This window comes from Serinicoccus sp. CNJ-927, assembly GCF_001942435.1.
GTDB lineage: Bacteria > Actinomycetota > Actinomycetes > Actinomycetales > Dermatophilaceae > Ornithinicoccus > Ornithinicoccus marinus.
In genome coordinates this window covers 127,229-140,902 of sequence record NZ_MKKF01000051.1, presented here as the reverse complement: position 1 = coordinate 140,902, position 13,674 = coordinate 127,229, and the positions used below count along the sequence as shown (strand labels likewise).

Here is a 13,674-nt window from a genome sequence, read left to right as displayed (position 1 = left end):
CGGCACCCTGCCAGGATGCCTGTCATGGCCCCTGAAGCAGAGCGACTGACCACCCGACAGTTCCAGACCGCTCCAGGGACGGAGGACTGGCGCGGGCTGGGCCGCGGCGCCCACGCCTGGTTCGCAGCCCGGTCGCACGCCGACGGCGCAGCGCTGCTGCGTACGGTCGTCGCCGCCTGCGCCGAACGCGGCACCGTCCTCCCCGACCTCGACCTGCGCTCGACCGGCCTCCGGGTGCGTCTGGCCGCCACCGGCGAGGGGTTCACATGGGAGACGGTCGAGGCGGCGCGGGCCACCTCCGCAGCGGCGCGCGATCTCGGCCTGACGGCCCAGCCGGAGGCCGTGCAGGAGGTCCAGCTCGCGCTGGACACCCACAACCCGGTCACGGCGATCACGTTCTGGGAGACGGCGCTGGGCCACGTCCGTCAGGGTGACGAGGACGTGGTCGACCCGGCGCGGCGCCACCTCCCCGTCTGGTTCCAGGGCATGGATGCGCCTCGTCCGCTGCGCAGCCGCTTCCACCTCGACTCGGTCGCCGCGCGGGCCGTCGCCGTCGCCACCGTGGACCGGCTGGAGGCGGAAGGAGCCCGGGTCGAGCGCCACGGCTACTACGCCACCGTCTCCGACCCGGAGGGCAACGAGGTGGATGTCCTCCCGCTCCCCGAGGGCGAGGACCTCTGGACGGAGACCGGCACCGAGGACTGGCGGCTCGTCTTCGCCGCCGTCGCGGCCTACCCGGTCCCGTCCCACGGCCAGCTGCTGGATCTCGCGACCGGGGTGGCCGACCTCGCCGATGCAGCAGGGCTCCCGCTGGGCATCGACGTCCGCCCGCTGCCCACCCGACGGGCCGACACCCAGCACGGCCAGGACGACCGGGGCGGTGCCGCGGATGGCCGCGCCGTGGTGACCCTGCACACCGCCAAGGACGGCTGGGAGATGGACGACGGCTACCCCGCCCTCGCCGCCCAGGTGCAGCGCCTGGCCCGCTCCCTCGAACTCACCGCTGACCCCGACCTCGCCCGGTTCGTCCAGGTCGGCCTGGACGCCGCGGACATACCGGGCGTCCGAGCCTTCTGGCAGGCGGCCCTCGGCTACGACCCCGACCCCAGGCCCGACGTCACCGACATCGTCGACCCGCGGGGCCTGGGCCCCGTCCTGTTCTTCCAGCCAATCGACGAGCTGGACGAGCAGCGGCGCGCGCAGCGCAACCGGCACCACATCGACGTCTTCCTGCCGCACGACGTGGCGGCGGCGCGGGTCGAGGCGGCGGTCGCCGCCGGCGGCACCGTGGTCCGCGACGCCGCGCCGTTCTGGTGGACGCTCGCCGACCCGGAAGGCAACGAGATCGACCTGGCGGTGACGGTCGGCCGCGACGAGGAGTGGGGCTGAGCCACCCCGCACAATGGTGCCGTGCCCCCCGCCGACACCCTCCCCGCAGCCGAGCCCACGACGACCCTGCGCACGCTGCTGCCCGCCGCGGGGGTCTCGGTGTCAGCCTTCCTCCTCTTCGGCGTGCACCTGCCGCTACCCGGGTATGCCCTCCTCGTCGCCAGCCTGGTCGCCGCCTTCCTTCTGCACCGCGAGCTCTTCCGCGACCTGCTCCTCATCGCACTGGGCATCGGCATCGTGTCCACCACGTCGGTCGAGGCCGACATCAGCTGGGACATGTTCTTCCTGCTCGGCGCTGTCCTCACCGCCGCGGTCCTCGCCCCGGTGCTCGTCGACCGCTTCGTCTACCGCCGCAGCGCCATCACCTTCCCGTGGATCACCGGTCGCCGCTGGACCCGGCTGCAGTGGGGCTACGTCGTGGCCGTCCCCGTGCTCGGCTACCTCATCCTGCCGGCCTACTTCATCCACTCCGGCAGCTACCAGAACTGGCCGCCCATCCAGACCGCCAGCGAGTTCGGCCGGTTCTTCGTCGGCGTCAACGCCGTGGGCCTGTGGGACGAGCTGTTCTTCATCTGCATCTGCTTCGCCCTGCTCCGGCGTCACTTCCCGCTGTGGACCGCCAACGTCCTGCAGGCCACGATCTTCGTGTCGTTCCTGTGGGAGCTCGGCTACCGCTCCTGGGGACCGCTCCTCACCATCCCGTTCGCGCTGCTGCAGGGCTACATCTTCACCCGCACCAAGTCGCTCACCTACGTGGTGCTGATCCACCTGCTCTTCGACGCGGTGGTCTTCCTCGCCATCGTCCACGCGCACGACCGCAGCGTCTTCCCGTTCTTCCTCTCTTAGCCGTCGATCGCCAGCGCGAGCGGCAGGACTGCCTCGGCGCCCGCCTGCCGCAGCGCCCGTGCCGCGACCGTCATCGTCCACCGGGAGTCGACAATGTCGTCGACGAGCAGCACCGGCCCTCGCGCCTGCCGCACCCTCTCGGCGAGCTCCGCTCCCACGACCACACGGTCCCAGACGTTGGCCAGCCGGAAGGCGCTGTTGCCACCCGCCTCCCCCACGGGCCCGCCGTGCGCCAGCTCGAGGGTCCCCAGCAGCGGCAGTCGTCCGATCTGGCTGATCTGCTCCGCGAGCGAGCCGACCACCGCGGGCCGACTCCGCGAGGGCATCGCGACCACCCCCACCGGGCGCTCCGACCAGCCCCACCCGGCGAGCACCTGCACCACCGCCCGGGTGACCTGCCCGGGCACCGGGTCGCCGGACTCCAGGACCTCGCGCAGCCGCTGCCCCCAGCCCAGGTCGGACAGCCGGGCCAGCGCCCGGCCCTCCGCGGCCTGGTCCTCCGGCGGGATCTTGCCCTTCACCTCGACGCCGAGACGGGGCATACCGGTCGGCCACTGCGCCCGCGGCTCGACCGGCACGCCGACCGCGCCGAGCCGCTCGCGCGCCGACCCGATCGCCTCCTGCGGGATCTCGCTGGGGAACCACGCCCCCGCGCAGCGGTCGCACCGCCCGCACGGCTCCGCCGTCGCGTCGTCCAGGCACTCCTGCAGGAAGGCCATCCGGCAGCCCTCGGTCTGCTGGTAGGCCACCATGAGCTCGGCCTCCCGCACCCGCGCGTCGGCGACCCGCGTGTAGCGCTCCTCGTCGTAGACCCACGGCCGGCCCGTCGCGGTCCACCCGCCGCGCACCTTCTCGACCGCGCCGTCGACGTCGAGCACCTTGAGCAGCAGCTCCAGCCGGGTGCGCCGCACGTCGACGATCGTCTCCAGCGCCGGGGTGGACAGCGGCCGGTCGCTCTCCGCGAGCGCCGCCAGCACCGCGTCCGCCTGGTCCTGCCGCGGCATGGAGACCGTGGCGAAGTAGTTCCAGATGTCGCGGTCCTCCGACCCCGGGAGCAGCAGCACGTCGGCCCGCTCCGTCGCGCGACCGGCGCGCCCCACCTGCTGGTAGTAGGCCACCGGCGAGCTCGGCGCCCCGAGGTGCACGACGAAGCCCAGGTCGGGCTTGTCGAAGCCCATCCCGAGCGCGCTCGTCGCCACCAGCGCCTTCACCTGGTTGTCCCGCAGGGCCGCCTCCAGCCGCTCACGGTCCTCGGTGTCGGTCCGCCCGGTGTAGGCCGCGACCTCCTGCCCCGCAGCGCGCAGCGCCTCCGCGACGTCCTCGGCGGCCGACACCGTCAGGCAGTAGATGATCCCGCTGCCGGGCAGCGTGCCGAGGTGCGCGAGCAGCCAGCCGAGCCGCTGGTCCGGGGTCAGCCGGGGCAGCACGCCGAGCCGCAGCGAGGCCCGGGCGAGCGGCCCCCGGATCGTCTGCACCGTGGCTCCTCCGGCCCCCAGCTGCTCGACGACGTCCTCGACCACCCGCTCGTTGGCCGTCGCCGTCGTCGCCAGCACCGGCGTCCCCTCCGGCAGCGCGTCGAGCAGGGTCCGGATCCGCCGGTAGTCCGGGCGGAAGTCGTGCCCCCAGTCGCTGATGCAGTGCGCCTCGTCCACGACCAGCAGCCCGCACCGCGCCGCCAGGTCGGGCAGCTGCTCGTCCCGGAAGCGCGGGTTGTTGAGCCGCTCCGGGCTCACGAGCAGCACGTCGACCTCGTCCGCGGCGAGCGCGGCCCGCACGTCGTCCCACTCGGTGGCGTTGGCCGAGTTCATCGTCACGGCCCGCACCCCCGCCCGCGCGGCGGCCGCGATCTGGTCGCGCATGAGCGCCAGCAGCGGCGACACGATGACCGTCGGCCCGGCACCCTGCTGCCGCCGCAGCGCGGTGGCGACGAAGTAGACCGCCGACTTGCCCCACCCGGTCCGTTGCACCACCAGCACCCGCGCCCGTTCCTGCACCAGCGCGCGCACGGCCTCCAGCTGCCCGTCCCGGAAGTCCGCGTCCTCCCGCCCCACCAGCCGCCGCAGCGCCGCCCCCGCGGCCTGCTCCAGCGTCGTCGTCTGCTCCGTCGTCTCCGGCATACCTCGACCGTAATCCTCACCTGCGACACACCACCGCACTAGGGTGTCTGCCGTGAACTGGGACCCCGTGACCGCAGTCCTCTTCGACCTGGACGGCGTGCTGACGCCGACGGCCGACGTGCACATGCGCGCGTGGGAGGTGATGTTCACCCGGCTCCTGGAGCGCCAGCCCGTCCCGCAGGAGCCCTACACCGACCAGGACTACTTCGCCTACATCGACGGCAAGCCGCGCTACGAGGGGGTCCAGGACTTCCTCGACGCCCGGGGCATCGACCTGCCCCAGGGTGAGCCGAGCGACCCGCCGGAGCTCATGACCGTGTGCGGGCTCGGCAACCGCAAGAACGAGATCTTCAACGAGGTGCTGACCGAGGAGGGGATCGCGCCCTACCCCGGCTCGCTGCAGCTCCTCGACGAGCTGGCCCGCCGGGAGATCGCGATGGCCGTCGTCTCCTCCTCCAAGAACGCCCCGTCCGTCCTCGCCACCGCGGGCATCGCCGACCGCTTCCCGGTCGTCGTCGACGGGTCGGTGGCCGCGCGCGAGCAGCTGCCGGGCAAGCCCGCGCCCGACACGTTCTGGTATGCCGCCCGCCAGCTCGGTCACGAGCCGGCCGGGTGCGTCGTGGTCGAGGACGCCGTCTCCGGCGTGCGGGCGGGCGCGGCCGGCGGGTTTCACCGCGTCGTGGGGGTTGATCGCGGCGCCGGCCACGCCACGCTGCTGGAGGCCGGCGCCGACGAGGTCGTGCCCGACCTCGCCGACTTGATCTGACCGCTCGCTCCCCCGCCGAGAGGACCCCCTGCCGATGGCTGCCATGTCCCACCACCGCCCCCCGGCCCCGGTCGACCCGCTCGACCGGACCCGCTTCCCCGCCCGACCGTGGGAGCTGGCCGAGACCGCCTACGAGGGCTCGGACCTCGGCGTGACCGAGACGCTCTTCGCCGTCTCCAACGGCTACCTCGGGCTCCGCGGCAACGTCGAGGAGGGTCGCGACACCTACGCCCACGGCACCTTCGTCAACGGCTTCCACGAGACCTGGCCGATCCGGCACGCCGAGGAGGCCTTCGGGCTCGCCCGCGTCGGGCAGACCATCGTCAACGTCCCGGACCCGAAGACCATCAAGCTCTACGTCGACGACGAGCCGCTGCTCGTCTCGACCGCGGACCTGGAGCACTACGAGCGGACCCTCGACTTCCGGGCCGGGCTGCTGCGCCGCTCGGTCGTGTGGCGCACCAGCGCCGGCAAGCGGGTCAAGATCACCTCCTCCCGGATGGCGAGCGTGGTCGAGCGGCACCTGGCCGTCATGACCTTCGAGGTCGAGATGCTCGACGGCCACGCCGCCCTCGACATCTCCAGCCAGATCCTCAACCGCCAGGACGGCTCGGACGAGTACCACGTCACCAGCGCCGCCATGGGCGAGGGCGTCGACCCGCGCCAGGCCGAGTCCTTCGAGCACCGGGTGCTCGACCCGGTGCTCGCCGACACCAGCGGGGCCCGGCTGCTGCTCGGCTACCGCTGTCACAACTCCGGCATGACCCTGGCGACGATGGCGCACCACTTCGTCGAGACCGACAACACCTGGACCGAGCAGACCTCGGTCACCGGCGACCTGGCCAAGCACGTCATCCGGGTCGAGGCTGCCGAGGGCCGCCCGGTGCGGCTGGAGAAGCTCGTCGCGGTGCATACCTCCCGCGGCGTCCCGCCCCGCGAGCTCGCCGACCGGTGCTCGCGCACGCTGGACCGCGCCACCCAGCGTGGGGTGCCGGCGCTGCAGCGGGAGCAGGCCGGGGTCTGGGCACGTTTCTGGGAGGAGTCGGACGTCGAGCTGCCGGAGCAGCCCGAGCTGCAGCAGGCCGTCCGGTGGAACCTCTACCAGCTCGGGCAGGCCTCGCTCCGGGCCGGCTCGCACGGCATCGCGGCCAAGGGGCTCACCGGCTCCGGCTACGGCGGCCACTACTTCTGGGACACCGAGTGCTACGTCCTGCCCTTCCTCGTCTACACCCACCCGCAGGCCGCCCGCAACGCGCTGCGGTTCCGGCACGGGATGCTCGAGGCGGCGCGCCGCAGGGCCGCCGAGATGGCGCAGTACGGCGCCCTGTTCCCCTGGCGCACCATCAACGGCGAGGAAGCCTCGGCCTACTTCGCCGCGGGCACGGCGCAGTACCACATCAACGCCGACGTGGCCTACGCCCTGATGAAGTACTCCCGGGCCACGGGCGACGACCAGTTCCTGCTCGACCAGGGCGTCGACATGCTCGTCGAGACGGCCCGCCTCTGGGCCGACCTGGGCTTCTGGCAGACCAACGGCAACCGGCAGTTCCACATCCACGCGGTCACCGGTCCGGACGAGTACACGACGATCGTCAACGACAACCTCTTCACCAACGTCATGGCCCAGCTCAACCTGCGGGCCGCGGTGGAGGCGGTGCGCCGGCTCCAGGTCGCCGACCCGTGCCAGTTCGCCCGCGCCGTGGCGCGCCTCGACCTGGGCGACCACGAGGTCGAGTCGTGGCAACGGGCGGCCGACGGCATGCACATCCCGTTCGACGAGGAGACCGGCGTCCACCCGCAGGACAGCCACTTCCTCGAGCGCGAGGTCTGGGACCTCGACGCGACCCCCGCGGACAAGCGGCCGCTGCTCCTCAACTACCACCCGCTGGTCATCTACCGCTACCAGGTGCTCAAGCAGGCGGACGTCGTCCTCGCCCTCTACCTCGCCGGCGACGCGTTCACCGCGGAGGAGAAGCTCACCGACTTCGCCTACTACGACCCCATCACCACGGGCGACTCCACCCTCTCCGCGGTCGTGCAGTCGATCGTCGCGGCCGAGGTGGGCTACCACGACCTCGCGCTGCGCTACTTCTACGCCGCCCTCTTCGTCGACCTGGACGACCGCCACGGCAACGCGAGCGACGGGGTCCACGTCGCCTCGACGGGCGGCGTGTGGAGCGCGCTGGCCGCCGGCTTCGGGGGCATGCGCGACCACGGTGGCGTCCTGTCGCTCGACCCGCGACTTCCGGCCTCGTGGCCCGGGCTCACGTGGCGTATGCGGTGGCACGGCTCCCGCCTGCGCGTCACCGTCGAGCAGGAGCAGGTCAGGCTCATCGTCGAGGTGGGCGACCCCGTCACCCTCGAGGTCCGCGGCGAGCAGGTGCAGGTGGCCGACGAGGAGGTCACCGTCCCCCTGGACGGCCACGGGTTGCGACGTGACGGCGCCCCCACCTCGGAGGCGGTGTCCACCGCCAGCATCCCGACCGACCGCAGCAAGGGTATGCCGGGCCGGCCCACCGGCGTGGTCCCGCACAGCTGGCCGGAGGAGGAGTGGGACTCCACCGGGCCGGTCCCCCGCGTCCGCGTGGGCTCAGAACCCGAGGCTCCGGGCCGCACGACGGAGTGACTCGGCTCCGGCCTCCAGCCCGGCCTGCTCCTCCCCGGAGAGGGTGGGCGCCAGCGGGCGCCCGGCGCCCCCGGCGCCCACGACGGTCGGGATCGACAGGCAGACGTCCTCCAGCCCCAGCGTCCCGGAGAGCAGGGTGGAGACCGGCAGCACCTGCCGCTCGTCCCGCAGCACGGACCCGATGATCCGGCTGGCCGAGGCGCCGATGGCGTAGTTGGTCGCCCCCTTGCCGGCGATGATCTCGTACGCGGCGTGCACCACGTCGTGGGCCATCTGCTCCCGCTGCTCGGCGGTGGTGAGCTCGGTGATCGGCACGGCGCCGACCGTCGCGCTGCTCCACAGCGGGACCTCGGAGTCCCCGTGCTCGCCGACGATGTAGGCATGCACGCTCTGCACCGCCACGTCGCAGGCCTGAGCCACCAGCCCCCGCAGCCGGGCGGAGTCGAGGACGGTGCCGGAGCCGAACAGCCGGGCCGGGGGCAGGTCGGTGACCTTCTGCGCGACGTAGGTGATGACGTCCACGGGGTTGGTCACCATGACGAAGGTCGCATCCGGTGCCGCCTCCACCAGGCGCGGCATGAGATCGACCATGAGCCGGGTCGTGGAGGCGGCCAGGTCGAGCCGGCTCTGGCCGGGCTGCTGCTTGGCGCCGGCGGTCACGGCCACGACGTCGGCGCCGGCGCACACCGAGACGTCCTCTGACCCGTCGACGTGCGCCGCCGGCATGAACTGCAGGCCCTGTCGCAGGTCGAGCGTCTCCGCCCGGACCTTCTCCGCGTCGATGTCGTGCAGGACGACGTGCCGGGCGACCCCCCTCAGGAGGAGCGCGTAGGCGAGGGTCGAACCGACCGAGCCCGCTCCGACGATGGCCACCTTGGGTCCCGAGATGCTGTCCGTCACCGGTCCATCATGGCAGTCCCGGGCCGTCGGCGCCGTCGCGGGATTGGCCCTGCAGCCCGGGGTGTGGTCGACTACTGGACATGAGTGAGCCCACCGACCTCCCCTTCCAGGACGACGAGCGTCGGCCGGAGTCCGTCTACGAGGGTGAGCGACCGGTGGAGAACCGAGCGGACCGTGGCGGTGCCGATCCGGCACCTCGGCAGGACGACCCGCAGGCGACCAATGGCGGGTCGACCCCAGGCACCACCCGCCTCGGCCAGCTGTCCGAGCCCGAGGAGACGGAGACCGACGTGCTCGCCGCCCGGGTCACCGGGCCGGAGGACCACGGGGGCATGACCCGCCTCTGGCGCGCCACCATGGACCTGCCGCACTGGTGGTTCGTGGCCGTCGGCGACGCCGGGTCCGAGTCCCCCGCCGCCGCGCAGATCGATGGCCAGATGATGCTGCTGACCTTCACCAGCGCCGAGCGCGCCCGGCACTTCGCCGTGCAGAACGAGATGGTCGCGCCGGAAGAGGACCTCCGAGCGATCGCCCTGCCTCCGCAGGAGCTCGTGGACACCGCGCGGGCCTACCAGGACGCCGGCATCGCGGGCCTGATGTTCGACCCGCACCTGTCGGGCTACTTCATGCCGACCGACCAGCTCGGCATCGTCTGGGACGCCGTGCACGAGGCCGGCCCGCAGACCGACTGAGCCGCAGGCTCACCACAGCTCGCGCCGGTCTCCCCTCCGGTCAGCGTCCGGGGATGACGAGCTCCTGACCCGCCGCCACAGACGTGGTGCTCAGACTGTTGGCCCGCTGGATGCTGGTGATCGCCTGGCTCAGCGGCACCTCCGGCAACTCCTGCGCCGCGATCTCGGACAGGGTGCTGCCCTGCTCCACCACGATCGAGGAGCTGGCGCCGGCCGGTCCGAGCAGCCCGAGCATGGACCATGCCACGAGCGCGACCACGAGGCTCGTCGTCGTGGTCAGCGCCAGCCGCCCCCGCCGCGTCAGCCGCAGGTGTCGGGCCGGCGCCACACGCCGTGCCCGTGCACTCCGGAACTGCGACCCGTCGCCGGAGCGGCCGCGGGCCGACGGCGTCGGCACCAGCCGCAGGTGACCTCGGGCCGCCCCACGCGGACGCGGGACCGGCAGCGGGCTCAGGATGTCGTGCGCGATGGCGGTGCTCATGCTCTTCACCTTCCTCGTGGCGGTGCGGGTCGGACACGTGTCCGATCGCACGTCTGTGTCATTGATAGCACATGCGTCCGACGCTGTCGACACGCCACCCGAACAGGTGTTTGCCTTGACCTGGCGCCGGGCGTAGCCTGTGCTCATGTCAGGAACTCAAGCACCCACCACTGACATACCCTCTGACCAGGCATGATGCCGAGACGCCGGGGCACAGCACCACAGCAGCCGCGGCGCGACGAGGGTGGGGCCCGCACGAGGGGATGGAGATCATGGCCGTAATTCACGAGATGCCGGATCGCGACGGTGGCGCCGCGCTGACCAACCGTCAGCGGCGCGTCCTCGACGTCATCCGCGACTCGGTCGACCACCGGGGTTACCCGCCGAGCCTGCGGGAGATCGGTGACGCCGTCGGCCTCACCTCACCCAGCTCGGTGGCCCACCAGCTCAAGACGCTCGAGCGCAAGGGCTACCTGCGCCGCGACCCGCACCGCCCGCGGGCGATCGAGGTCGTGCACCCGGGCAGCGAGGGCTCGGGATACCGGCGCCGCGACGCCGAGGCCGGCGCGACACCCACCGAGGTCCATGACGAGACCGGCATCGGTGACGCCCGCCCCCAGCCGTCCTACGTCCCCATGGTCGGCCGCATCGCGGCGGGCGGCCCGATCCTCGCCGAGGAGGCCGTCGAGGACGTCTTCCCGCTCCCTCGGCAGATCGTGGGCGACGGGGAGCTGTTCCTGCTCAAGGTCGTGGGCGACTCCATGATCGACGCCGCGATCTGCGACGGCGACTGGGTCGTCGTGCGCCGCCAGCCCACGGCGGTCAACGGGGAGATCGTCGCCGCGATGCTCGACAACGAGGCCACCGTCAAGACCTACCGCCACCGGGACGGCAAGACCTGGCTCATCCCCCACAACCCTTCCTACGAGCCCATCGACGGCGACCACGCCGTGATCCTCGGCAAGGTCACCGCGGTCCTGCGTCGGGTCTGAGGCCACCTCCCCGACGCGACCCCGGGTGCCACTGCACCCGACCCCGACCGCGGCGTCGGTCCCCGGCCCCTCCATCCTCTCCGGGGGCCGACGCCGCAACTCCTACGCTCAGCCCGAGGGGGCCGGCCCCTCGTCCACGGAGTAGTAGTCGTAGAGCTGCTCCTCCTCGTCCTCGGTCAGGTGCCCGTCGCACGGGATGTCCGGTGCGTCCTTGATCATCGCGAGGGGGTAGGGCACCTGGATGCGGCCGCCCTGGACCGTGGCGTTGGACACCGGGCAGAAGACCTTGCGCCCGCCGAACCACCCGGTCCGGACCGACACCCACGCCGGGCTCCCCGTGCCGTTGTCGAGGTAGACCTGGCACATCCCGCCGACCTTGTGCCCGTCCTGGTCGACGACCTCGGCGTCGTACATCTCACCCAGCTGCTCGTAGGTGACCACAGCGACCTCCTCGCCGGCGGCCCGTCCGGACCGTCCTCGCCCAGCCTAACCACCGAGGTCGGCGACCAGTGCCGGCAGCACGTCACCGACCAGGGCATCGACCCCCACCGTCGTCTCGGCGTCGCCCCGCGTGCCGCCCCGGGTGACCACGGCGACGGGTATGCCCTCGCGCGCCGCCCGTCGGACGAACCGGTAGCCGCTCATCACCTGCAGCGAGGAGCCGAGCACGAGCAGGGTGCGGGCCTGCTCGACGAAGGTGTAGGCCCGCGCCACGACCTCCTTGTCCACCGAGCCGCCGAAGAAGACGACGTCGGGCTTGAGCCGGTCCTGCCCGCAGACCAGGCACCGGGGCGTGCGGAAGCGTTCCACCTGGGCCTCGGGCAGCGCGACGTCGCCGTCCGGGCGCACCGGAGAGGTGGCATCGACCACGGCCAGGAACCCGGGGTTGGCCTCGGCGAGCCAGTCCTGCACCTGCGCGCGGGTCGTCACCTCGCCGCAGTCCAGGCACACCACCCGGGAGAGGGTGCCGTGCAGCTCCAGGACCCGTCGGCTGCCGGCCCGCTGGTGCAGCCCGTCGACGTTCTGCGTGATGACGTGACGGACCAGGCCCAGCCGCTCCAGGTCGGCGACCGCGCGGTGCGCGGCGTTGGGCCGTGCGGCCGCGAAGCGGGTCCAGCCGACATAAGCCCGGGCCCAGTAACGCCGTCGCGCCTCTGCCGACCCGACGAACTCCCCGTGCTGCATCGGTTGCACCCGACGGGTGCCGTCCGGTCCGCGGTAGTCCGGGATGCCGCTCGCCGTCGACATCCCCGCCCCGGTGAGCGCCACCACCCCACCGGCCCTCACCAGCTCCCGGAGCCGGGCATACCTCCCCGGCTCCACCGACGTCTGCGCGGGCACCGTGAGCGCGCTGTCGAGCGGCCCGACCGCGCTCACCGGGCCCCCTCGCGCGGCAGCGTCAGCACGAAGCGGGTCTGGCCCGGTCGGGACTCCACCCTGACGTGGCCGTCGTGCGCCCGGGCCACCGCGGCGACGATCGAGAGCCCGAGCCCCGTGCTCCCGGCGGCCCGGGAGCGGGAGTCCTCGCCGCGGGCGAAGCGCTCGAAGACGGTCTCCTGCAGCCGCTCGGGTATGCCTGGTCCGTCGTCATCGACGACCACCTCGACCGCGTCGGCGGTGGCCCGGAGCCCGGTCGTCACGGTCGTCCCGGGCGGGGTGTGGGTGCGGGCGTTCGCGAGCAGGTTGACCAGCACCTGCCGCAGCCGCGCCTCGTCACCGACGAGCTCCACCGGGTCCTCGGGCAGGTCGAGCACCCAGGTGTGGTCCTGCCCGGCGGCGCGGGCGTCGCTGACGGTGTCCAGGCAGACGAGGGTGAGGTCGACCGGCTCCCGCTCCAGCGGCCGACCCGCGTCGAGCCGCGCCAGCAGCAGCAGGTCCTCGACCAGGCCCTGCATGCGCAGCGACTCGGCCTCCACCCGGTCCAGGGCGTGCCGGACTCCCGGGGGCACCGGCTGGCTCTCCCGGCGGGAGAGCTCGGCATACCCGCGGATCGAGGCGAGCGGCGTCCGCAGCTCGTGCGAGGCGTCCGCGACGAACTGGCGCACCCGCTGCTCGCTGGCATGACGCACCGACAGCGCGGACTCCATGGTGTCCAGGAGCTCGTTGAGCGCCTGCCCGACCTGCCCCACCTCGGTCCCCGCCTCCGTGGCCGACGCCGGCACCCGGTCCTCGACCGCCACCTCGCCCCGCTCCAGCCGTTGCTGGGAGACCCGCCGCGCGGTCGCCGCGACCCGGTCCAGGGGTGCCAGGTCCCGCCGCACCAGCCACGCCGAGCCCGCACCCGCCGCGAGGAGCGACAGCAGCGCCGCCGGCAGCAGGATGAGCACGGCCCGGCGCGTCGTGTCCGTGACCCCCGCCAGGGGCAGCCCGGTCAGCAGCGTGTCGCCCTGGGCACCGTCCTCCACCACCACTCGATAGTCCCCCACCCCGGCGCCGAGGTCCACGGAGAACGGCTCGGACCCCGTGGGCGACCCGGCGGCGTCCTGCGCCGCCTGCTCCAGCACGGCCAGCTGGGCGTCGTCCAGCGAGCCCAGCCGGTTGTCCGTCGTCACCACGGAGTTCACCACCGCCTCGCCGTCGCGCAGCACGACGGCGAGCGAGCGGTCGCCGCCTCCTGGCGGGCGGCCGGGACCGCGCTCGTCGAGGTCCTCCCCCGGTCCGGCCGGCGGCGGCTGGTCGAAGCCGCCCCCGACCTCGTCCCCCACCCGCTCGCTGGACAGGCGCAGGTCCTCGTCGAGCTGCCCGACGAGGGTGTGCCGCAGCGCGAGGACGGTGGCGACCCCGGAGACGAGGAGCACGCACGCGAAGATCGCCACCACGGAGGTGACGATCTTGACGCGCAGCGACCTGGGCCGACGGGCCACG

Annotated in this window: 12 protein-coding genes; 6 read left to right on the top strand and 6 right to left on the bottom strand. The window is 73.1% G+C overall.

The window, feature by feature from the left end:
• The first annotated feature begins 24 nt into the window (after positions 1-24).
• Positions 25-1,389, top strand: coding sequence for a VOC family protein (locus BJF86_RS16045; RefSeq protein WP_075820411.1), 1,365 nt, complete (start codon positions 25-27; stop codon positions 1,387-1,389).
• 21 nt (positions 1,390-1,410) lie between these two features.
• Complete coding sequence (locus tag BJF86_RS16040; RefSeq protein ID WP_237768268.1) at positions 1,411-2,235, top strand: CPBP family intramembrane glutamic endopeptidase; 825 nt, start codon at positions 1,411-1,413, stop codon at positions 2,233-2,235.
• Here BJF86_RS16040 and BJF86_RS16035 read toward each other — a convergent pair.
• Positions 2,232-4,352, bottom strand: coding sequence for a RecQ family ATP-dependent DNA helicase (locus BJF86_RS16035; RefSeq protein ID WP_075820409.1), 2,121 nt, complete (start codon positions 4,350-4,352; stop codon positions 2,232-2,234). The two genes, BJF86_RS16040 and BJF86_RS16035, sit on opposite strands and share 4 nt — an antisense overlap.
• A 52-nt stretch (positions 4,353-4,404) precedes the next feature.
• Here BJF86_RS16035 and BJF86_RS16030 point away from each other — a divergent pair, with 52 nt between their 5' ends.
• Both BJF86_RS16030 and BJF86_RS16025 read left to right on the top strand, forming a co-directional pair.
• Positions 4,405-5,118: an HAD family hydrolase gene (locus tag BJF86_RS16030; RefSeq protein WP_075820407.1), complete on the top strand. Its 714-nt coding sequence runs from the start codon at positions 4,405-4,407 to the stop codon at positions 5,116-5,118.
• 34 nt (positions 5,119-5,152) lie between these two features.
• Positions 5,153-7,744: a glycoside hydrolase family 65 protein gene (locus tag BJF86_RS16025; RefSeq protein ID WP_075820405.1), complete on the top strand. Its 2,592-nt coding sequence runs from the start codon at positions 5,153-5,155 to the stop codon at positions 7,742-7,744.
• Here BJF86_RS16025 and BJF86_RS16020 read toward each other — a convergent pair.
• On the bottom strand, positions 7,709-8,644 hold the full coding sequence (locus BJF86_RS16020; RefSeq protein WP_075820403.1) for an L-lactate dehydrogenase: 936 nt from the start codon (positions 8,642-8,644) through the stop codon (positions 7,709-7,711). The two genes, BJF86_RS16025 and BJF86_RS16020, sit on opposite strands and share 36 nt — an antisense overlap.
• A gap of 80 nt (positions 8,645-8,724) precedes the next feature.
• Between BJF86_RS16020 and BJF86_RS16015 the strand changes: the two genes are divergently transcribed.
• On the top strand, positions 8,725-9,336 hold the full coding sequence (locus tag BJF86_RS16015) for a hypothetical protein (RefSeq protein ID WP_075820401.1): 612 nt from the start codon (positions 8,725-8,727) through the stop codon (positions 9,334-9,336).
• Between the two features lie 40 nt (positions 9,337-9,376).
• Here BJF86_RS16015 and BJF86_RS16010 read toward each other — a convergent pair whose 3' ends face one another.
• The gene (locus BJF86_RS16010; protein WP_075820399.1) at positions 9,377-9,817 is read right to left on the bottom strand and encodes a LysM peptidoglycan-binding domain-containing protein; all 441 of its coding nucleotides are present in this window, start codon (positions 9,815-9,817) and stop codon (positions 9,377-9,379) included.
• A 272-nt stretch (positions 9,818-10,089) separates the two neighbouring features.
• On the opposite strand from BJF86_RS16010, the gene lexA reads away from it, so the two are divergent.
• Positions 10,090-10,809, top strand: a complete 720-nt coding sequence (gene lexA, locus BJF86_RS16005) for a transcriptional repressor LexA (RefSeq protein WP_075820460.1) — start codon at positions 10,090-10,092, stop codon at positions 10,807-10,809.
• Between the two features lie 108 nt (positions 10,810-10,917).
• On the opposite strand, the gene BJF86_RS16000 is transcribed toward lexA, so the two are convergent.
• The 3 genes from BJF86_RS16000 to BJF86_RS15990 are packed head-to-tail and all read right to left on the bottom strand — an operon-like array spanning position 10,918 to position 13,673.
• Positions 10,918-11,250 carry a PRC-barrel domain-containing protein gene (locus tag BJF86_RS16000; protein WP_075820397.1) on the bottom strand — a complete coding sequence of 111 codons (333 nt, stop codon included), beginning with the start codon at positions 11,248-11,250 and terminating at the stop codon, positions 10,918-10,920.
• A 45-nt stretch (positions 11,251-11,295) separates the two neighbouring features.
• Complete coding sequence (locus BJF86_RS15995) at positions 11,296-12,186, bottom strand: NAD-dependent protein deacetylase (RefSeq protein ID WP_075820396.1); 891 nt, start codon at positions 12,184-12,186, stop codon at positions 11,296-11,298.
• Positions 12,183-13,673, bottom strand: coding sequence for a sensor histidine kinase (locus BJF86_RS15990; RefSeq protein WP_237768267.1), 1,491 nt, complete (start codon positions 13,671-13,673; stop codon positions 12,183-12,185). The genes BJF86_RS15995 and BJF86_RS15990 overlap by 4 nt, the downstream gene beginning before the upstream one ends.
• Position 13,674: the final 1 nt, after the last annotated feature.

What these genes read in the sequence shown, in the direction of transcription:
- BJF86_RS16045 (WP_075820411.1), top strand. Translation starts at nt 25, where the DNA reads ATGGCCCCTGAAGCAGAGCGACTGACCACCCGACAGTTCCAGACCGCT.
- BJF86_RS16035 (WP_075820409.1), bottom strand. Translation starts at nt 4,352, where the DNA reads ATGCCGGAGACGACGGAGCAGACGACGACGCTGGAGCAGGCCGCGGGG.
- BJF86_RS16025 (WP_075820405.1), top strand. Translation starts at nt 5,153, where the DNA reads ATGGCTGCCATGTCCCACCACCGCCCCCCGGCCCCGGTCGACCCGCTC.
- BJF86_RS16015 (WP_075820401.1), top strand. Translation starts at nt 8,725, where the DNA reads ATGAGTGAGCCCACCGACCTCCCCTTCCAGGACGACGAGCGTCGGCCG.
- BJF86_RS16010 (WP_075820399.1), bottom strand. Translation starts at nt 9,817, where the DNA reads ATGAGCACCGCCATCGCGCACGACATCCTGAGCCCGCTGCCGGTCCCG.
- lexA (WP_075820460.1), top strand. Translation starts at nt 10,090, where the DNA reads ATGGCCGTAATTCACGAGATGCCGGATCGCGACGGTGGCGCCGCGCTG.